At 29.6% G+C, this 20,693-nt stretch carries 21 protein-coding genes; 15 read left to right on the top strand and 6 right to left on the bottom strand.

All coding sequences use genetic code 11. From position 1 onward, the window contains the following. Positions 1–10: 10 nt before the first annotated feature. From FBE96_RS01915 to FBE96_RS01935, 5 genes are all read right to left on the bottom strand, one after another. Positions 11–1,357 carry an FAD-dependent oxidoreductase gene (locus tag FBE96_RS01915; RefSeq protein WP_002868692.1) on the bottom strand — a complete coding sequence of 449 codons (1,347 nt, stop codon included), beginning with the start codon at positions 1,355–1,357 and terminating at the stop codon, positions 11–13. Between the two features lie 118 nt (positions 1,358–1,475). Then, on the bottom strand, positions 1,476–2,105 hold the full coding sequence (locus FBE96_RS01920) for a type III pantothenate kinase (RefSeq protein ID WP_002854234.1): 630 nt from the start codon (positions 2,103–2,105) through the stop codon (positions 1,476–1,478). After that, a complete protein-coding gene (locus FBE96_RS01925; protein WP_002859475.1) occupies positions 2,092–2,382 on the bottom strand; it encodes a hypothetical protein in 291 nt (96 codons plus the stop codon). The genes FBE96_RS01920 and FBE96_RS01925 overlap by 14 nt, the downstream gene beginning before the upstream one ends. Beyond that, positions 2,379–3,377, bottom strand: a complete 999-nt coding sequence (locus tag FBE96_RS01930) for a hypothetical protein (RefSeq protein ID WP_002868695.1) — start codon at positions 3,375–3,377, stop codon at positions 2,379–2,381. Before FBE96_RS01930 ends, FBE96_RS01925 begins: the two co-directional genes overlap by 4 nt. Further along, entirely contained in the window at positions 3,374–3,952 is a 579-nt protein-coding gene (locus FBE96_RS01935) for a hypothetical protein (protein ID WP_002854632.1), read from the bottom strand. The genes FBE96_RS01930 and FBE96_RS01935 overlap by 4 nt, the downstream gene beginning before the upstream one ends. 143 nt (positions 3,953–4,095) lie before the next feature. On the opposite strand from FBE96_RS01935, the gene gatC reads away from it, so the two are divergent. From gatC to FBE96_RS01975, 8 genes are all read left to right on the top strand, one after another. Beyond that, complete coding sequence (gatC, locus tag FBE96_RS01940; protein ID WP_002854550.1) at positions 4,096–4,380, top strand: Asp-tRNA(Asn)/Glu-tRNA(Gln) amidotransferase subunit GatC; 285 nt, start codon at positions 4,096–4,098, stop codon at positions 4,378–4,380. Between the two features lie 67 nt (positions 4,381–4,447). After that, on the top strand, positions 4,448–5,011 hold the full coding sequence (locus tag FBE96_RS01945) for a CvpA family protein (RefSeq protein ID WP_002857472.1): 564 nt from the start codon (positions 4,448–4,450) through the stop codon (positions 5,009–5,011). 1 nt (position 5,012) lies between these two features. Continuing rightward, entirely contained in the window at positions 5,013–5,486 is a 474-nt protein-coding gene (locus FBE96_RS01950) for a Fur family transcriptional regulator (protein ID WP_002854230.1), read from the top strand. Next, positions 5,487–6,992 carry a lysine--tRNA ligase gene (gene lysS / locus FBE96_RS01955; protein ID WP_002906302.1) on the top strand — a complete coding sequence of 502 codons (1,506 nt, stop codon included), beginning with the start codon at positions 5,487–5,489 and terminating at the stop codon, positions 6,990–6,992. After that, positions 6,989–8,233, top strand: coding sequence for a serine hydroxymethyltransferase (locus FBE96_RS01960; protein WP_002854503.1), 1,245 nt, complete (start codon positions 6,989–6,991; stop codon positions 8,231–8,233). The genes lysS and FBE96_RS01960 overlap by 4 nt, the downstream gene beginning before the upstream one ends. Next, a complete protein-coding gene (locus FBE96_RS01965; RefSeq protein WP_002859481.1) occupies positions 8,230–8,775 on the top strand; it encodes a DUF1882 domain-containing protein in 546 nt (181 codons plus the stop codon). The genes FBE96_RS01960 and FBE96_RS01965 overlap by 4 nt, the downstream gene beginning before the upstream one ends. 13 nt (positions 8,776–8,788) lie before the next feature. Continuing rightward, positions 8,789–9,625, top strand: a complete 837-nt coding sequence (locus FBE96_RS01970) for an SPOR domain-containing protein (protein ID WP_145599586.1) — start codon at positions 8,789–8,791, stop codon at positions 9,623–9,625. After that, positions 9,622–10,410, top strand: a complete 789-nt coding sequence (locus tag FBE96_RS01975; RefSeq protein ID WP_002854447.1) for a shikimate dehydrogenase — start codon at positions 9,622–9,624, stop codon at positions 10,408–10,410. Before FBE96_RS01970 ends, FBE96_RS01975 begins: the two co-directional genes overlap by 4 nt. 73 nt (positions 10,411–10,483) lie before the next feature. Here FBE96_RS01975 and FBE96_RS01980 read toward each other — a convergent pair whose 3' ends face one another. Next, positions 10,484–11,383, bottom strand: a complete 900-nt coding sequence (locus tag FBE96_RS01980; RefSeq protein WP_002857417.1) for a membrane lipoprotein lipid attachment site-containing protein — start codon at positions 11,381–11,383, stop codon at positions 10,484–10,486. A gap of 89 nt (positions 11,384–11,472) precedes the next feature. Between FBE96_RS01980 and lgt the strand changes: the two genes are divergently transcribed. The 7 genes from lgt to FBE96_RS02015 all read left to right on the top strand — a co-directional run bounded on the left by lgt (position 11,473) and on the right by FBE96_RS02015 (position 20,570). Beyond that, positions 11,473–12,288 carry a prolipoprotein diacylglyceryl transferase gene (gene lgt, locus FBE96_RS01985; RefSeq protein WP_002906559.1) on the top strand — a complete coding sequence of 272 codons (816 nt, stop codon included), beginning with the start codon at positions 11,473–11,475 and terminating at the stop codon, positions 12,286–12,288. Between the two features lie 69 nt (positions 12,289–12,357). After that, positions 12,358–13,140, top strand: a complete 783-nt coding sequence (locus FBE96_RS01990) for a fumarate reductase cytochrome b subunit (RefSeq protein WP_002854660.1) — start codon at positions 12,358–12,360, stop codon at positions 13,138–13,140. Further along, a complete protein-coding gene (locus FBE96_RS01995) occupies positions 13,124–15,115 on the top strand; it encodes a fumarate reductase flavoprotein subunit (RefSeq protein WP_002854193.1) in 1,992 nt (663 codons plus the stop codon). The genes FBE96_RS01990 and FBE96_RS01995 overlap by 17 nt, the downstream gene beginning before the upstream one ends. After that, positions 15,108–15,833 carry a fumarate reductase iron-sulfur subunit gene (locus FBE96_RS02000; RefSeq protein WP_002854302.1) on the top strand — a complete coding sequence of 242 codons (726 nt, stop codon included), beginning with the start codon at positions 15,108–15,110 and terminating at the stop codon, positions 15,831–15,833. The genes FBE96_RS01995 and FBE96_RS02000 overlap by 8 nt, the downstream gene beginning before the upstream one ends. A 27-nt stretch (positions 15,834–15,860) precedes the next feature. After that, complete coding sequence (locus FBE96_RS02005) at positions 15,861–18,047, top strand: dynamin family protein (protein WP_002899280.1); 2,187 nt, start codon at positions 15,861–15,863, stop codon at positions 18,045–18,047. Continuing rightward, on the top strand, positions 18,037–19,866 hold the full coding sequence (locus FBE96_RS02010; protein ID WP_002858743.1) for a dynamin family protein: 1,830 nt from the start codon (positions 18,037–18,039) through the stop codon (positions 19,864–19,866). The genes FBE96_RS02005 and FBE96_RS02010 overlap by 11 nt, the downstream gene beginning before the upstream one ends. Further along, positions 19,866–20,570, top strand: a complete 705-nt coding sequence (locus FBE96_RS02015; RefSeq protein WP_002858736.1) for a tetratricopeptide repeat protein — start codon at positions 19,866–19,868, stop codon at positions 20,568–20,570. The genes FBE96_RS02010 and FBE96_RS02015 overlap by 1 nt, the downstream gene beginning before the upstream one ends. Positions 20,571–20,693: the final 123 nt, after the last annotated feature.

Below are 20,693 nucleotides of genomic sequence, written 5' to 3' on the forward strand. Positions count from 1 at the left end.
AACAAAATGATTACAATAATTCTGAAGAAAATTTATCTTCGTTAAATTCCATTCCTAGATAATTACATACAAGCTTTGCATCTCTTTCAGCATTTCCTAAACAACTTGTTGCTCCAGGGCTTGGAGTCATATTGAAAATAATACCAGGGGTTTCTGTGATGCTTGCTTCACCTAGCATTAATTCTCCTTTAGTTTTATCAATAACTTGCGGTCTTACGCCTCCAAAACCTTTTGCATAATAAATATCGCTTGCTTTAAGACTTGGGACTATTTTTTTGGCATCTTTAACAAATAAGCTTTTATCAATAAAAGGTAGTTCAAAAAGATAATTATAAAAGATGTAATTTCTAATTGTTGCATCTTTAAACATATTAAAAGTTACTTTTAAAACAGTTTTATCAAGTTTTAGTGCTTCAAAAAATTCTGGAACTGATTTTAGACCATGATAACGTTCTAGTTTTGGAATAACAAGTGCAGTAGGTCCAAAGCGAGTGTTCATATCAGCAAGCAAATCAGGATCTCCATGAAGAGCTGCAAATGGAAGTTTAGGATTTTGCACCATATAAACCTTGCCATTTAAAAGTTTTTGTTTGGTTAAATAAAAACTTCCTGCAACAGGCCAACAAGACTTATCCATACCTAAGTTCATTTTATGTGCTAAATATAAAGAGTGCGCCCCAGCATTGACAACTACGCTTTTGGCATGGTATTCTTGATGATTTGAGGTTTTTAATATAAAAATATCATCTTTTTTTTCTATGTGAATAATTTCTTGATTAAAGGCAACGAAAGTATTTTTATTTTGTTTTTGTGCTTGTTCTATTAGATTTATGCTCATTTTCCCAAAATCTACAGTTGTAAAAACCTCGCCACTTTCAACACCCATGGCGCAGATATTTTCAGGTCTATCTTGATTGCAATCTTCTCCTAAAACAACTTTGGGTTCAATTTGTTTGATTTTTGTTTTATTGAAAAATTTTATATAAGGATAAAGTTCTTTAAATTCTTCATAGCGTTTTTTCATATAATCACATTCTATATCTCCAACAGCTAGAGCCATTTTTTGATGAGAAAACATGAAATTATTTTGCGCATTTTGCATGAGTCCATATTTAACTATCATATCAGCTGTTCTTTTTACTTTTCGCGCTTTTTCTAAAGTATAATTGGTTTCAATATCTCCACAATGAATGGTTTGAGAATTACTCGTTCCCTTAGAATTTAATGTTGCAGCTGTATTATATTTTTCTATCAAAGCAATATTTTTAATATTTGTATATCTTGCAAGCTCGTAAAATAATGCTGCTCCTGAAATTCCAGCTCCGATGACAAGCACATCAAATTCTTGTTGGCTCATTGTTTTTCCTTTTTTTATTTTAATAAACTTTTTTCTAAATAGAAGTTTAATTGAATTTGTTTTACAAAAAGTTAAATTTCATTAAGGTTTGATATCAATGAGAATTTTTGTAACATTTTTAATAAAGTAAATTGGGATTTTCTTTTATAATCTTTTTCATTCCTCGAAAGATTAAAAGTTTATCATAAATTGCGTGATCGAAATAATTTGCTAAAAATTGCCCATCTCCACCAGTGAAATAAAGCTTTTTATTTTGAGCGGCATCTTTTATCAGTAGGTAAATTCCTTTAAAAACACCATAACTTAAAGCATCCATGGTTTTTTGCGGGAATGCATCAAGACTAACTTGAGTATTAAATTCACTTTTTAATCGCGGTGAAATATGGCTATAAATTTTTTTATAATTTGCAATACCTGGCAAGATAAAACCACCAAGATGTATAGAATTAGAAATAATATCAATTGTAATAGCACTACCTGCATCTACAACAACCCCATCTTCAATAGTATAACAAGCTGCTATGCGATCGATTCCTAATCCTTGATAAATTGTATCAAATAAAAAATAAGGTTCAAGATTGATAAAATTTTTTTGATTTTTTAAATGTTCTTTGAGATGTTCATTGACATTGATATAAAAAATTTTTTGTTCATTTTTAAATTCTAAAAACTGATCTATACTAAGAGTAAAATATTTGTTATCATCTAGGAAATTAGCATTTGAATTCCCAATATCACAGAGCAACATAGATATTAAATCCTTTCATTTCTAGATGATTTTTTGCTTTAGAGCAAAGAGAAGCCATACTAAAAAAATATTTGTTATTTATGTTAATTTGCTGTGCTAGATTTTCTAAAAATAAGGCATCTTTCATTAAAAATTTTGTTTTTCCTGTATACATAAAAAGAATGTTATTTTGATCTTTAGCACAAATATAACTTTTTTTTCTAGTCAACATACTTAAGTCATAGGGCTTTAAATTTAATTTTAAAGACTTTATTGTTTGTTCTAAAATTTTTATCATAGCAAATCTAAAATTTTATCTCCGTAGTAAAATTTACCATTCCCCATGAAAGAAATTTTATCAACAGCTTCTGAAAGTTTAAATACTTGTGTATTATCTAAATTTAGATTCATTTTGATAAGATAGCCTGTTTTTTCAAAAATATATAAATAATTATTGTATATATTGCTTTTTACAAAAATAGCAAATTCAAATTTTTTTTCTGCAATTTTTCTTAAGTTATAATCAGTTTTAATAATAGTGCCATCTTTTTCTAGTATAAAAATACCATCATCACTAAGTGCAACATCTTTTATGTCAGCGTCAAGATAAAGAGTTCTAGCAGGGCTTACAACAATGATTTTTTTAGCTGTTGCTGCTATAAGTTTATCTCCGATTACACTTAGATGGATTACATTGTTGAAAAAATTTTCTGCTGAAATAACCACATCTTTAATGACTTGAAGATTGCTTCTTGAAAGAATTAAAATTTTGCCATCTAGCGTTGGATATACGATGATATTGTCTAAAAATATAGGATTAGCGGTACGACTGTCTTGAGCTGGAGCTGAGGTTAGGGTTTGACTAAATTTAATACCCAAAGAACGATTTGCAAGAACTATAGTATTGTTTGCAAGTACAAGGGCTAAATCATCTCCATTAGAAGCTACTCCTACAACACTAGCGTCAAATTGAAAATTATAAATTTCATTATAAGAATTGTCAAAAATTTTTAAATTTCCATTATTATCTGCAGTAAAATATTCCCCATCTTGATAAGCTAGAAGCATATAATTTTTAGGAAGTTTAAACTTGTCTATGGAGATATTATTTTTTAAGATAGCTGTATTATTGCTAAGTTTTGCAGAAACTAGATTCCAATCAACGATTTTACTTTTTAAATTGCTATTATGACTTAAATCTCCATCGGTTTGTTTTGGTTCAAAATATTGTCTTTTGGTGCCACAAGCACATAGAAATATTAAACAAAATAGTGTTAAAAATATTTTTTTCATTGTGTAATGCCTTGATAATGTTTGAGGTTTTTAGCTATTTGATTTAAACTTGAATTTTCTTTTATCTGAGAAAGTAAAACATTAGCTTCTTCGATTTTATTTTGCTCTAAAAGTTTGTAAGCTTCTAATAATTTATCATAATTTTTTAAAAATATCGATTTATCCCTTAAAGATAATGCGATAATATTTTTAAGTAAAGTGTTTGTTTGAGCATTATTATAAATTTGTTTTAGTTCATTTTGGAGAGCTGTATTATTAAAATCATTAATATTTTCTTTTAGTAAAAAGATAGCGTAAAGATTGGTATTTTTATTTTTAAGTTGTTCTAAAAGATTTTTATTGCTAGGATCTTGTATTAGATTGGCATAAATTTCATTTGCTTCTTTTGTTTTATAATCGTTTATTTTTGAGATTATAAAATTTCCAGCAAACCAAGCAACTAAAATTATCACAACAGCAGATATATAAAATTTATACTTGCGTATAAATCTCTCTCCTTTGATAAAATTTTCTATAAATTGTTCTTCTGTGTTAAGTTCATTTTTAACAGCTTTTAAATTATCTTTTAGTCCCAAAATTTATCCTTGAAAAAATATTTTTATTTTTGTATAGAAAAATTATGGTATTGTATCATATAAATTGCAAAATATCCTAAACAATTTAAAGCTTTTTATGATATAATTTTCAAAATTTTAACTTTTTTATTAAGGTTTAAGAAATGCAAATAGATGAGAAATTATTAAGCAAGCTTGAAAAATTAAGTGCTTTACAAATAACAAAAAACAGAAATGAAACCATTGTACAGTTAAGTGAAATTGTGAATTTTGTTGAAAAATTAAACGAACTTGATCTAGATTCCCAAGAGATTACTGTGAGTACTATAAAAGGTGGAGCTCCTTTGAGGATTGATGAGATAAGAAATAGCAATGTTATTGATGAGGTTTTAGATTGTGCTCCAAAAAAACAAGAACATTTTTTTGTTGTTCCTAAAATCATAGAATGATTAACTTAGCATTTAGTGCTTATTTGTAGAATAAATTTAAAACAAAAAAAATCAGAGAGTGATTGAAATGAATTTTTATTGGTTTGATGCTTTTATTTTAGGATTTACCTTGCTTTTAGGGCTTAAGGGTATTATCAATGGTTTGATAAAAGAAATTTTTGGACTTTTGGGTATTATTGGTGGTGTTTTTATTGCTTCAAAATACGCAACTCAAGCGGCTGAATTTATACAAAGTACTTTTTATAAGATAGAAAATCAAAGCTTAGCTGGATTTGCTGGATTTTTGGCCATATTAATTATTTTTTGGATAGTTTGTTTGTTGGCAGGTAATTTTCTTTCTAAGTTGATCAAATTAAGTGGCCTAGGTTTTTTAGATCGTATTGGTGGCTTTATATTTGGTGGGGCAAAAATCTTTTTAATTTTTGCAATTTTAGTTTTTTGTGTAGCAAGAATCGATTTTTTAAATGATAAATTAGATAATTTTGCTAAAAATAGCTATACTTTGAATTTGCTTAAAGAAACTGGATCTTTTATTATGAATCAACCTTTAACAGAAAATAGTCTAGATCATGCTAATGAAAAGTTGCAAGATATTGTAAGTGATTTAAACAATACTCAAAAAGGGGAGTGATATGCTGATAGAAAATGTGGAATATGATGTTTTACTTGAGAGATTTAAAAAAATATTAAGACAAGGCGGACTTAAATATACCAAGCAAAGAGAAGTACTTTTAAAAACTCTTTATCACAGTGATACTCATTACACACCCGAAAGTTTATATATGGAAATCAAACAAGCTGAACCCGATTTAAATGTAGGAATTGCAACTGTTTATCGTACTTTAAATTTGCTTGAAGAAGCAGAAATGGTAACTTCCATTTCTTTTGGTTCAGCAGGTAAAAAATACGAGCTTGCCAATAAACCTCACCATGATCATATGATATGTAAAAATTGCGGAAAAATTATAGAGTTTGAAAATCCTATTATAGAAAGACAGCAAGCCTTGATTGCAAAAGAACATGGTTTTAAACTTACAGGGCATTTGATGCAGCTTTATGGTGTTTGTGGTGATTGTAATAATCAAAAAGCAAAGGTAAAAATATAAATGTTTGATAATATTTTAGAGCAGCAAAGAATAGAAAAAGCCAAGGAATTAAAAAATTTAGGGATCAATCCTTATCCTCATTTTTTAGAAAAAGAAATGTCTTTAAAGACTTTTAAGGATAAATTTTCTTATATTTTAGAGCAAGTTGAAAAAAGAGATGAAAGTGTCAATGCTGTTGTTGCAGGACGTTTGAAACTTTTGCGTATAGCTGGGAAATCGATTTTTGCAAACATTGAAGATGAAGATACAAATTTGCAAATTTATTTTAATAAAGATAGTGTAGGTGAAGAACTTTATGCGATTTTGAAAAAGAATTTAGAAGTAGGTGATATTGTTTTGGTTAAAGGTTTTCCTTTTGTAACTAAAACAGGTGAGTTTAGTTTGCATGCAAGTGAAGTAAAACTCGCTACAAAAGCTATTGTTCCTTTACCTGAAAAATATCATGGATTAACAGATATTGAGCAAAGATATCGTAAACGTTATGTTGATATGATAATGAATACAGAAGTTAGAAAAGATTTTTTAGTGCGTTCTAAAGTGGTGAGTTTGATTCGTCATTTTTTTGAAAATAAAGGCTTTTTAGAAGTAGAAACTCCTATGATGCATCCGATTGCAGGTGGAGCAAACGCTAAGCCTTTTGTAACTTTTCACAATTCTTTAGGCGTAGAAAGATTTTTAAGAATTGCTCCAGAACTTTATCTTAAAAGACTTGTAGTGGGTGGTTTTGAGGCAGTTTTTGAAATCAATCGTTGTTTTAGAAACGAAGGTATGGATTTAACCCATAATCCTGAATTTACAACTATAGAATTTTATTGGGCTTATCATAATTATAAAGATTTAATGGATTTAACTGAAGAACTTTTTGCTTTACTTTTAGATAAACTTAATTTGGGAAAAACAATAGAATTTGATGGAAAAATGATAGATTTTTCTAAACCTTTTGAAAGAATTACTTACAAAGATGCACTTTGTAAATATGGTGGTTTGGATAGGGATTTAATTGAAGATAAGGAAAAAATTCTTACTAAATTAAAAGTAGATGGTTTTGAAGCGAATGAAAAGCTTGAACTTGGACATTTACAAGCTGAACTTTTTGATAATTATGTGGAAGAAAAATTGATCAATCCTACTTTTGTGATTGATTTTCCTATTTCCATAAGTCCTTTATCAAGACGTAGCGATGAGGATTCTCAGATTGCTGAGAGATTTGAGTTGTTTATTTGTGGAAGAGAATTGGCAAATGGTTTTAATGAGCTTAATGATCCTCTTGATCAATATGAGAGATTTTTAAAACAAATTGAAGCTAAAAATGCAGGCGATGAAGAGGCTTGCGAAATGGATGAAGATTTTGTAAATGCTTTGGGTTATGGAATGCCTCCAACGGCAGGGCAGGGTATAGGTATAGATAGACTTGTTATGCTTTTGACAAATAAAAAATCTATTCGAGATGTGATATTGTTTCCTGCAATGCGTCCATTAAAATCAGAACTAAAGGAGAAAGAATGAGTTTAGAAATGTTTGATAAAGAAATTTTTGATTTAACAAACAAAGAGTTAGAGCGTCAATGCGAAGGTCTTGAAATGATAGCGAGTGAAAATTTCACTTTACCTGAAGTAATGGAAGTTATGGGAAGTATCTTGACGAACAAATACGCAGAAGGTTATCCAGGTAAAAGATATTATGGTGGTTGTGAATTTGTTGATGAGATTGAAACTCTAGCTATTGAAAGATGTAAAAAACTTTTTAATTGTAAATTTGCTAATGTTCAGCCTAATTCAGGTTCTCAAGCTAATCAAGGTGTTTATGCGGCTTTGATTAATCCAGGTGATAAAATTTTAGGAATGGATTTAAGTCATGGTGGACATTTAACTCATGGTGCAAAAGTAAGTTCTTCGGGTAAAATGTACGAAAGTTGTTTTTACGGCGTAGAACTTGATGGAAGAATTGATTATGAAAAAGTAAGAGAAATCGCTAAGAAAGAAAAGCCAAAATTAATAGTTTGTGGAGCTAGTGCTTATGCAAGAGTGATTGATTTTGCTAAATTTAGAGAAATTGCTGATGAAATAGGTGCCTATCTTTTTGCTGATATAGCACATATTGCAGGTCTTGTTGTGGCAGGCGAGCATCCAAGTCCTTTTCCGCACGCTCATGTAGTAAGCTCAACCACACATAAAACTTTGCGTGGTCCAAGAGGTGGTATTATTATGACAAATGATGAAGAGCTTGCTAAAAAAATTAATTCTGCCATTTTTCCAGGTATTCAAGGTGGTCCTTTGATGCATGTAATTGCTGCAAAAGCAGTAGGATTTAAATTTAATCTTAGCGATGAGTGGAAAGTTTATGCAAAACAAGTAAGAACCAATGCTCAAGTTTTAGCTAATGTTTTAATGGATAGAAAATTTAAACTTGTTAGCGATGGAACGGATAATCACCTTGTTTTAATGAGTTTTTTAGATCGTGAATTTAGTGGAAAAGATGCAGATTTAGCTCTTGGAAATGCAGGTATTACTGCAAATAAAAATACCGTTCCAGGAGAGATTAGAAGTCCTTTTATCACAAGTGGATTAAGACTTGGAACTCCAGCGCTTACTGCCAGAGGTTTTAAAGAAAAAGAAATGGAAATTGTGTCAAATTATATTGCAGATATTTTAGATGATATTAATAATGAAAAATTACAAGAGAATATTAAACAAGAATTAAAAAAACTTGCAAGTAATTTTATTATTTATGAAAGGGCTATGTTTTGATTTCACCAATGGATATGTCGCTAATTAAAATAATTGGCGATCATTATTATATAAGACGCGATAAAATTGTAAATAAAATTACACATAGAGGTCGCTTATTTTTTGATAAATTTGAAAGAGTTGATGCTCCTTTAAATTTAAATGTCATGAGAGAACACGCTGCTAAAAAAATTGTTGTCGCTCATGATTTAATAACAAAAGATAATAAAGTAGAAAATATTGTCTTTGATTATAATGGTTTTAATGCTGAAAGATTTTATCACCGTGCACAACTTATTTTAAGAGAAGAAGGTTTTATAAATTTCACAGCCTATAAGACTAAAACTCCAGGACATTTACATCTTTATATTCACAAAGGACACACGGCGTTAAACGAAGGTTATTCTTTAGCGTCTAAACTTTCAATGATGTTTGCAAGTAAAATGCCAGTAGAATGGAAGGTGTTTCCTAGTATGGATGTACCTAGGGAATTTAATATTTTAATATTGCCTTATGAGGTTTATCAAAAAGAACGAGGAAGTTCTTGGTCTAAGCATATGTAAGAAAGGACAAATTATGGAAAATCAAAAAAATGAATTTGATGATATTATTTTAGAAAAAAGTAATAAAAGTGAAAAAGTAAAAAAAATTCTTTTACGAGTTATTGCTTTAGTTATTTTGTTTTTAGCTATCATGATAGTTATGAAGCTTATTAATGGTAGTGGTGATGAAAATACGCAAAATCAAAGTGTATTGCCAAGTGAACCTATAGCAACTCAAGACAATAACAATGATACTTCTTTTGAAAGTATGCCAATTACAGATAATACTTCAGCAGAAGATCAATTTGAGGCATTAAGAAAACAATTTCAAGATGAACAAAATACAACTCAAAATACAACAACCTCTAGTTCAAATAACAATGATACTACAAATTTTGCTATGCCTGATCAAGAAGTTCCAGCAGAACCCACAGCAACTACTTCAGAAAATACCACTCCACAAGCAAGTACTCCTAAACAAGAAGTAACACAAACTGCAAAACCTAAAGAAGAAGCAAAAAAACAAACAGCTGTAAAAAAAGAAAAAGAAAGTACAAAACAAATCCCTAAAAAAGAACAAAATACAAATGATTTATTTAAAAATGTTGATGCTAAACCTGTACATCCAAGTGGTTTAGCATCGGGTATTTATGTGCAAATTTTCTCAGTAAGTAATTTGGATCAAAAATCAAAAGAACTTGCTTCTGTAAAACAAAAAGGTTATGATTATAAACTTTATAAAACTACAGTTGGAGGTAAAGAAATTACCAAGGTTTTAATAGGACCATTTGAAAAGGCAGATATTGCAGCAGAACTTGCTAAAATCCGTAAGGATATTGCAAAAGATGCTTTTTCTTTTACTTTAAAATGAAATTTTTAGCAGTTATAGGCGATCCTATTTCTCACTCTAAATCGCCTAGAATGCATAATAATGCTATCAAAGCCTTAGGACTTGATAGCATTTATACACGCTATCATTTAAGAAATGCTAACTGTTTAAGAGAAGATTTTTTTAAATTAGGACTTAGTGGAGCTAATATTACTTTGCCTTTTAAGGAAAAAGCTTTAGATATTGCTGATGTGAAGGATGATTTTGCTAGAAATATTGGCTCTGCAAATACTTTATGCTTAAAAGAAGATAAAATTTACGCTTATAATACTGATGCTTTAGGTTTTTTAGAAGCTATTAAGGATTTTGATAATATAAAAAAAGCTTTGATTTTGGGTGCTGGAGGTACAGCTTTGGCGCTTGCTTATGCATTAAAACAAAAAGGCGTAGAAGTGTATATAGCTAATCGTAGTAAAGAAAGATTTAAAGATTTCTTAGCTTATCCAACTTATCTTTATAAAAACTTGCAAGATTTTGACTTTGATTTGGTTGTAAATTCAACTTCTGCTGGATTAAAAGATGAAAATTTACCTTGTGATAGAGAGCTTTTAGATGGAATTTTACCTAAAGCTAAATTTGCTTTTGAGGTAATTTATGGCAGAGAAACACCTTTTTATAGATTGTGTAAAGAGTATCATTTAAAAATTAAAGATGGGCTTGATATGCTTTTATGGCAAGGGGTTTTTGCTTTTGAGCTTTTTTTTGAAATACGAGATAAAAGAGAGATGATAAAAAATGCAATGCAACAGGCATTGATTTTAAAGTAGAATGATAGTTATTTTTTTGTATAAGAAAATCTTATTTTTTGTGTGAGAAAGTTTAATTTTCTCACAAGTTTTATCATTCAAATATTTCTACCCCATCTTGATTTTTACTTTGATTATTTTGATTTGTTGAAGATGGATTTGTAGGAATATTTTGTGTAGGCGTGTTTTCAATTGTATTATTTTGATTAGAATTTGTTTGAGGTAAGCTTTCTTCAAAGGTAGCATCGCCATCAAAACTATTAAAACCACTATTTGTATTAGGTATAGTTTTGCCTATGTCTGTTGCTTTTGGTAGATTGTTATAAAGTGTATTTAATGTATTTTTATAAAAAGCTAAAAAACTTTTATCAATTTCAAAAGCAGGTTGCTCTAAACCTTTATTGAGTTGAGTTGGTACAGTGGAGATAGTAGTTTTAAACATATTAACCCCATCATCATTTTTAATAGGATAGTTAAGTGCAACTAAAGAATCTAGTTTAGTACTACTTGAAAGATTGGTTGAATTTTGTGGATTGTGTGCATCTATAAAATCTATTTTACCTTTAAAATTTATACCTAAATTGGATTTTACATAATCTCCACTCATAAAATTGCTTGTTTTTTGTGCATTTTTTTCTTCCGTATAAATACTGATTGAACTTTTAAGAGTGTAGTCTGGATTAGTAGTAACTATTTTATAGCCTTTTAGTTGAGCGATGGTTTTGATCTGCTCTTCTAAATTTTGTTTTAAAAGATCAATTTCTTTTTCTATGCGAATTTTAAGCACTGAATTTTCAAAATAATCAGAATAATTGTTATTTTGTTCTATATTAATAGGCTCAAGAGCAATGCTTACTCCAGAATTAATAGGTTCAACCTTTGTTGGAACTTGGGGTTTAAAATTTGGCATAGAAACATTGACAAAATTACTACTTGTACCCCCACAAGCTGCTAAAATTAACATACTACTAGCAAGTAAAATATATTTTTTCATTTTTTACCTTTATTTAATGTGTTTGTGTTAATTATAGCAAGTTAAAGTTTTTTTGTTATATTTTTATAAAGGAAAATTAGGAAAGATATATGGAATTTTGGCAGCATATTTATTCAAATTTTAATGTTATAGCTTTTAGCATCTTTGGTTTAAAGGTGCATTGGTATGGCATTATGTATGTTATAGCTTTGCTTTTGGCTTTGCTTTTGGCTAAATTTTTTGTAAGAAAATTTCAACTAGACATTAATGAAAAACATTTGGATAGTTATTTTATATGGGTTGAAATAGGGGTTATTTTAGGTGCAAGACTTGGATATATTTTGATTTATGATGCAAATACTATGTATTATATTACTCATCCTTGGCAAATTTTTAATCCTTATATTAATGGTGAATTTGTAGGTATTCGAGGTATGAGTTATCATGGAGCAATTATAGGATTTTTGATAGCTACTTTATTGTTTTGTAAAAAATATAAAACAAATCCTTGGATTTTTCTTGATTTGGTTGCTTTAAGTGTTCCATTGGCTTATGTTTTTGGTCGTATAGGAAATTTTTTAAATCAAGAGCTTTTTGGTCGCATTACAAATGTGCCTTGGGGAATTTATGTTGATGGAGTATTGCGCCATCCATCGCAACTTTATGAAGCATTTTTAGAAGGTATTGTTGTTTTTATTATAGTTTATTTAGCAAGATTTAAGCAAAGCTTTCAAGGGGAATTGATTCTTGTGTATGCTGGTGCTTATTCATTGGCAAGATTTATATGTGAATTTTATCGCGAGCCTGATTTTGATATAGGTTTTGTTTTATGGGGTATGAGTATGGGGCAAATTTTAAGTTTTATAATGTTTATAACAGCTTTGTTAGTTTATATTTGTATAAAGTTTAAAAAAGTAAATATTTAATCTATCTTAAAGACTTTTGTAATATAATGAAATGGATTTTTTTTAATTTCTTTTTACAAAGGAGTAAAGATGCGTGAGCTTATCGAAGGTTATTTGGGTAAGAGCATTGAGGGCAAAAAAAGTAAAATGCCTGCGAAATTAGACTTTATCCAAAGTGCTTCAGGGCTTTTTTTAGGTCTTTTTATGTGGGTGCATATGCTTTTTGTTTCTACAATTTTAGTCAGTGAGGATTTTTTTAATTCTGTAGTGCATTTTTTAGAATTAAAATTTGTTTACGATAATCCTGTTATGAGTTATCTTACTTCATTTTTAGCCGCCTGTGTTTTAGTGGTTTTTTTCGTTCATGCTTTACTTGCAATGAGAAAATTTCCTATTAATTACCGTCAGTATCAAATACTAAGAACACACAGTAAAAAAATGAATCACAGCGATACTTCGTTATGGTGGGTTCAAGCTTTTACAGGTTTTATTATGTTTTTCTTAGGTTCTGCTCATCTTATTTTTATTGTAACCAATGCAGATAAAATCAGCGGCGATATGTCAGGAGATAGGGTTGTAAGTCATTTTATGTGGCTTTTTTATGCTGTTCTTTTAGTCTGTGTTGAACTTCATGGAAGTATAGGGCTTTATAGACTTTGTGTTAAATGGGGTTGGTTTGAAGGAAAAAATGTAAAAGAAAGTCGCAAAAAGCTTAAAACTGCTAAATGGATAATCAGTATTTTCTTCCTAGTTTTAGGTGTGTTAAGTCTTGCAGCATTTATAAAAATAGGTTATGAAAACTACCAAAATCAAACCCAAACTACTGCGATGATAAAAAACTACAATGGAGCAAATTATGAATATACAATATAGTGATGCTTTAGTAATAGGCGGAGGATTAGCAGGTCTTAGAGCGGCTATTGAAGTAGCAAAGAGTGGCCAAAGTGTAACACTTTTAAGTATTTGTCCAGTGAAGCGTTCTCACTCTGCAGCGGTGCAAGGAGGTATGCAGGCAAGTTTAGCAAATGGGGCAAAAGGTGAGGGTGATAATGAAGATCTTCACTTTGCAGATACAGTAAAAGGAAGTGATTGGGGCTGTGATCAAGAAGTAGCAAGAATGTTTGCTCAAACTGCGCCAAAAGCAGTGCGTGAGCTTGCGGCTTGGGGTGTGCCTTGGACTAGAGTTACTAAAGGTCCAAGAACTGTTGTAATCAATGCACAAAAAACTGTGATTGAAGAAAAAGAAGAAGCGCACGGGCTTATTAATGCTAGAGATTTTGGTGGAACTAAAAAATGGAGAACTTGCTATATCGCAGATGCAACAGGGCATTGTATGCTTTATGGTGTAGCAAATGAAGCTATTAAACATCAAGTAAAAATTATTGATAGAATGGAAGCAGTAAGAATTATCCATGATGGTAAAAAATGCTTAGGTGTGATCGCTAGAGATTTAACTAATGGACAACTCATTGCTTATATTGCAAGAGGAACCATGATAGCAACAGGGGGCTATGGTAGAATTTATAAACAAACTACAAATGCGGTAATTTGTGAAGGAACAGGTGCAGCCATCGCTCTTGAAACAGGGCTTTGCAGACTTTCAAATATGGAAGCAGTGCAATTTCATCCAACTCCTATTGTGCCAAGCGGTATTTTGCTTACTGAGGGCTGTCGTGGTGATGGTGGAATTTTACGCGATGTGGATGGATATCGTTTTATGCCTGATTATGAACCAGAGAAAAAAGAACTTGCAAGCCGTGATGTGGTAAGTCGTAGAATGATGGAACATATTCGTAAAGGCAAAGGTGTAAAAAGCCCTTATGGGGATCATTTATGGCTTGATATTTCTATACTTGGAAGAGCTCATGTGGAAAAAAATCTCCGCGATGTACAAGATATTTGTAAAACTTTTAATGGTATTGATCCAGCAGATGAGGGTCCAAAAGGTTGGGCGCCAGTTCTTCCAATGCAGCATTATTCTATGGGTGGAATTAGAACTAAACCAACGGGTGAAAGTCAATGGTTAAACGGACTTTTTGCTTGTGGAGAAGCAGCTTGCTGGGATATGCACGGATTTAATCGTTTAGGTGGAAATTCATGTGCTGAAACTGTTGTAGCAGGTATGATAGTGGGAGATTATTTTGCAGATTATTGTAAAAATAATGGTGAAGTAATTGACACAAATGTAGTAAAAGACTTCTTAACTAAAGAGTATCAATATTTAAAATCTTTAGTAGATAAAGAAGGTAAACATAATGTTTTTGAAATCAAAAACAGAATGAAAGAAATCATGTGGGATAAGGTGGCCATCTTTAGAACAGGTGAAGGTTTGAAAGAAGCAGTAGATGAACTTGAAAAACTTTATAAAGATTCTCAAGACGTTAAAGTACATTGTAAAGAACTTGATTGTGCAAATCCAGAGCTTGAAGAAGCGTATAGAGTGCCAAGAATGTTAAAAATAGCACTTTGCGTAGCTTATGGAGCGCTTTTAAGAACAGAAAGTCGTGGGGCGCATTATAGGGAAGATTATCCAAAAAGAGATGATTTAAATTGGATGAAAAGAACCAATACTTTTTGGGTAGAAGGCGAAACCTTACCACGCATAGAATACGAAGAGCTTGATATTATGAAAATGGAAATTCCACCAGCATTCCGTGGATACGGTGCTAAAGGAAATATTATAGAAAATCCTTTAAGTGAAAAACGCCAAGCTGAAGTGGATGCTATCCGTGAAAAAATGGAAGCTGAAGGCAAAGGTCGTTATGAAATTCAAAACGCCTTAATGCCTTATGAATTGCAAGCTAAATATAAAGCACCAAACCAAAGAATAGGAGTTGATTATGAGTAGAAAATTGACAATAAAGGCATTTAAATACAATCCTTTAAGCAAAATTTCTAAACCACATTTTGTGACTTATGAGCTTGAAGAAACTCCTTTTATGACGGTTTTTGTATGTTTGACTTTGATCCGTGAAAAAATGGATGCAGATCTGAGTTTTGACTTTGTTTGTCGTGCAGGGATTTGCGGATCTTGTGCAATGATGATTAATGGAGTGCCAAAACTTGCTTGTAAAACTTTGACTAAAGATTATCCTGATGGAGTGATAGAGCTTATGCCTATGCCTGCATTTAGGCATATTAAAGATTTAAGCGTGAATACAGGCGAGTGGTTTGAAGACATGTGTAAGCGTGTTGAAAGCTGGGTGCATAATGAAAAAGAAACTGATATTTCTAAACTTGAAGAACGCATTGAGCCAGAAGTTGCGGATGAAACTTTTGAACTTGATCGTTGTATAGAGTGTGGAATTTGTGTAGCTTCTTGTGCAACTAAACTTATGCGCCCAAATTTCATAGCTGCTACAGGGCTTTTAAGAACAGCTAGATATTTACAAGATCCGCATGACCATAGAAGTGTGGAAGATTTTTATGAATTAGTAGGCGATGATGATGGTGTTTTTGGTTGTATGTCATTGCTTGCTTGTGAAGATAATTGCCCTAAAGAATTACCTTTACAAAGTAAAATCGCTTATATGAGAAGACAACTTGTCGCTCAAAGAAATAAATAAATCTTTCCCCTTTTTAAGGGGAAGATTGTGAAAGAATTATTCCAAAAAATTTGGCAAAATGAACTCCAATTTTTAAATTTTGATGCTAAATTTCAAGATAAAAGCAAACTTGATACAGCCGAGTGTGCGATTATTTTAAGTGTCAATAAAGACAATTATGAAAGATATTTTCTCTTAAAAGAATTTCAAGAGCTTTGCAAAAAAATTGATTTAAGAGTGGATATTTTTAGTATGCAAAATGCTCAAATTTGTATTTTAAATCTTTTTAAATCAGGTTTTATTTCAAAGCAAGATTTACTTAAGGCTCTAAAAATTTTAGAAAAAATTTCGAAAAATACCGAAATATTTGATTTTATTTTACAAGAAAAAGTTCAAAGTATAGATCAAAAAGCTTTATTTCAAAATGATTTTAAAGAATTAAACACCATTAATTTAGAGCTTCAAAAGCTAAGTTTTGATGAAAATTTAAAATCAAGACTTCAAAAAACTTTGGAAAAATTTCAAAATTTAGAGTTTAATATAGCCATCACTGGCGTGATGAATGCAGGAAAATCAAGTCTTTTAAATGCTCTTTTAAAAGAAGATTTTTTAGGGGTTTCAAACATACCTGAAACAGCTAATTTAACAGTATTAAGCTATGGTAAGAGTGAAGAAGCAAAGATATATTTTTGGGATAAAAAAGAATGGCAAAATATACTTGAAAGTTTGCACTTTAATGCAGATTTAAAAGAATTTATTGATAAGCTGGATAAGAGTGTAAATATAGAAGATTTTATTAAAGATAAACCTTTGATACAAAATATCGCACTTTGTGAGCTTAAAAATTTCAGTTCTGCTAAAAATAAAATTTCAGCTTTAATTAAAAAAATAGAAATTAAAAGTCATTTAGAATTTTTAAAAAATAATATTTCTATAGTTGATACTCCAGGGCTTGATGATGTTGTAGTTCAAAGAGAAATTGTTACAAATGAGTATCTTAGAGAAAGTGATTTTTTAATTCATTTAATGAATGCTTCTCAAAGCTTGACTCAAAAAGATGCAGACTTTTTGGTGCATTGTCTTTTAAATTCAAGGCTGAGTAAGTTTTTAATTGTTTTAACTAAAGCGGATTTGTTAAGCAAAAAGGATTTAGAAGAAGTCATTGTTTATACCAAGGAAAGCTTAAAATCAAGACTTGTGGATTTAGATGAAAATTTAGTGGAAAAGATTGATTTTTTATGTGTGAGCGCTAAAATGGCAAGTGATTTTTATAAAGGTTTAGCGTCCAAGGAAAGCTTGCAAAAAAGTGGTATGCAAGAATTTGAAAACTATCTTTTTAACGAGCTTTATGCAGGAGAAAAAAGTAAGATTGCCTTAAGAGCTTACAAAAAAGAATTGCATTTAGAGCTTAAAAATATTCTAAGCGAATATGAAATGCAAAATCGTCTTATTAAGGAGAATAAACAAGGTGTAAGTGAAGAAAATCAAAAGCTTTTACTTGAACTTCAAAAGCAAAACACCTTATTAAAAGAAGCACAAGATGAAATTTCAAATTCCATTGCAAAACTTAAAAATATAGATAGTGGCATAGATAATCTTGTTTTACTTTTGGCTAAAAAATTAAAAGAACGCTTGATAGATGAGTTTAAATATTTGAAAAATAATGCACAAAAGCTTAATCTTTCTCGTATTTTAAATATAGTTGATATTACCACAAAAGATGGGATTAATGATATTTTAAGAGAAATTAAATTTGAAAATATTAAAAAAATCGAGGAGCTTAAAACAAATTTATCTTTAAAATATGATTTTTTAAAAGATGATTTTGATAATGGTTTTGAAGGTTTTAAAGATGGAATTTCAAAAAATATAGATAGTATTTTTCAAAGCGAAAAATTTGCACTTTTAAGATTGAAAATTGAAAAATTAAGCAATCTAAAATCAGATTTATATGAGCTTGAAACGAATTTAGATACGGTTATTTTTGATACTTTTAAAGAATTTAAAATGAGCGAAATTTTAAACTCTTTAAATATCAATGGAGCATTTTTTGAGTTTTTAAATGATAAATTAAAACATTATGAAAAAAATCAAAAATCAAAATTAGAAAGTCTTGAAAAAGTTTTACAGAGTCTGAAAAATCAAGATGCTAATATTTTAAATTCTTTTGAAGAAAATTTAGAAAAAATTGAAAAATTAAAACAACTTGAAATGGGGCTTTTAAATGCAGATTAATCTTTTAAATGATTTTATAAAAGCCTATGAAAATACCTATAGCGTGAGTTTTGATGATAGTTTTAAAGGGCGTATTCAAGAGCTTTGCAAGGAACTTAACGAGCCTTTTATGCACGCAAGTTATGCTTTAGAAAATGAATTAAAAGAGCTTGTGTTTTCTTTGGATAAGAATGTTAATATCGCTATTATAGGGCAGTTTTCAAGTGGTAAATCAAGTTTGCTAAATTTGATCTTAGGGCGTGATTGTTTGCCTACGGGTGTTGTTCCTGTTACTTTTAAACCTACTTTTTTACGCTATGCAAAAGAATATTTTTTAAGAGTAGAATTTGAAGATGGAAGTGATATTATCACAAATATAGAAAAATTAGCCTTTTATACGGATCAAAGAAATGAAGTAAAACAAGCAAAAAGTTTGCATATTTTTGCACCCATTCCTTTACTTGAAAAAATCACTCTTGTAGATACTCCAGGTTTAAATGCAAATGAAAATGATACTTTAACAACTCTTGATGAACTTAAAAATATTCATGGGGCGATTTGGTTAAGTTTAATTGATAATGCAGGTAAAAAAAGTGAAGAAGATGCCATAAAAGCAAATTTAGAACTTTTAGGAGAAAATAGCATTTGTGTATTAAATCAAAAAGATAAATTAAGCGCAGAAGAGCTAGATAATGTTTTAAATTATGCAAAAAGTGTGTTTTTAAAATATTTTAATGAGCTTATTGCTATTTCTTGCAAAGAAGCTAAAGATGAGCAAAGCTATGAAAAATCTAATTTTCAATCTTTGCTTGATTTTTTAACTCAGCTAGATACAACAGTTTTAAAAGAAAAATTTGTTAAAAGAAAAATTTTAAATTTATGCGAAATTTTAGAAGATGAAAACCAACTTTTTGTAGGTATTTTTGATCGTTTATTAAATCAATTTCAAAGTTATGAAAAGCATTTACTTTTAGCGTATGAAAATTTTTTAAAAGAGATTGAAATTTTAAATCATCAGATTTTAGAACAGCTTAAAAGCATTAGCGAAAGAATTTCTAGTGAAATTTTTGCAAGTGTTAAGGAAAAAGATGCTTATTTTTACAAAGAAAGCAAAGGATTTTTAAAGAAAGATTTATACACAAGATATGATTATAAAGCGCCTTATATTTCAAGCGACGATGCTTTTTTGGCGATGTTTTATAATAGTGATGTGATGAGTAAAGAGTTTAAAAAAATCAAAAATGAACTTTATAAATCTTTTGAAGAAATCAAGATGAAATTAAAAGATTTTATAAACATACTTGAAAGAGAAATTTTGCTTTTTAAAGCAGAATTTTCAAACATACAAAAAGATCACATTTTCCAAAGTGATAAAAATTTTAGTGAATTAAGAGCTTTTTGCAATGCAAGTGATGAGTACTTTTTGAAAGATTTTAAGGAGCTTTTATTTAAAAGTATTTTAGAGCTTGATTTATTTTTTGAAAAATTAAATCTTAAGGCTTTTACAAATTATGAAAATGCTACGAAACTAAGCCTTGCATTTTTTAGTCGTAAAATCAATGAAAGTCGTGTTCTTTATGAGCTTGATAGTTCTGAATTTGTACTTTTTTATCCTAAAAAAAGTGAAATTTATGAAAGAGTTTTAAATGAATTAAATGTTTATGAGTTTGAAACTTTGCTTATTAATAAGCCTATTTTGACAAAAATTGCAAAAAATTTTTTAGAACAAAGTCAAAATTTAATCCAAGAAAAAAATAAATTTTTAGATCTTAAAAAAGCAGAGCTTCAAAAAAGAAGAGCACAGATTTTAAATGTTAGAGAAAGTATAAAGGAAGATTAATGAGAATATTTTTAACTTTATTTTTATTTTTTAATTCATTATTTGCATTAAGTGAACTAGAAGAGGGTTTAAAACTTTACGAGGCAAATAAATTTGATAAAGCTTATGAAATTTTTAAAAGTCTTTGTGAAAAAGATATTTCTAAAGCTTGTTTTTCTTTAGCTTTTATGCATGAAAGTGCTAGGGGTGTGAGTAAGGATTTAAATCAAGCTTATAAATTTTATGATAAAGCTTGTAAATTGGGTTTAGCAAATGCGTGTTCTAATATGGCTTTGCTTTTGCAAAATCAAGGTTATGAAAATGAAGCTCTTTTGGCTTTTAATAAAGCTTGCACTTTAGGAGAATCATTAAGTTGTAATAATATAGCTTTATTTTATGAAAAAGAAAAAGATGGACAAATGGCCTCAAGTTTTTATAAAAGATCTTGTGATTTAAAAAATGCAAGAGCTTGTTATCAGTTAGGATCTTTATATGATAAAGGAGAGCTTGTTAAAGCAAGTGTAAAATCTGCTCTTGCTTTTTATTCTAAATCTTGCACTTTAGGTTTTGGTGAGGCTTGTTATTTGCTAGGACGCTATAATCAACTAGAAAAACAAGATCTAACAAAGGCAAAAAGATATTTTGGTATGGCTTGTGATCAAAAACATCAAGAAGCTTGTGCAGCTTATAAAGAACTTAATTCTAAAGATATAGAGCTTTATTAAAAGTTCTATTTTCATTACTTTCAAAGATATACTTAAATAAAATTAAGAATAACACAAGATTTATCGCTTTTTAAAGTTAAATTTATATTAATAGGACTAATATAGTCTTGTTTAAATTATTAT

The organism is Campylobacter sp. CFSAN093241, from assembly GCF_012889595.1.
Lineage (GTDB): Bacteria > Campylobacterota > Campylobacteria > Campylobacterales > Campylobacteraceae > Campylobacter_D > Campylobacter_D jejuni.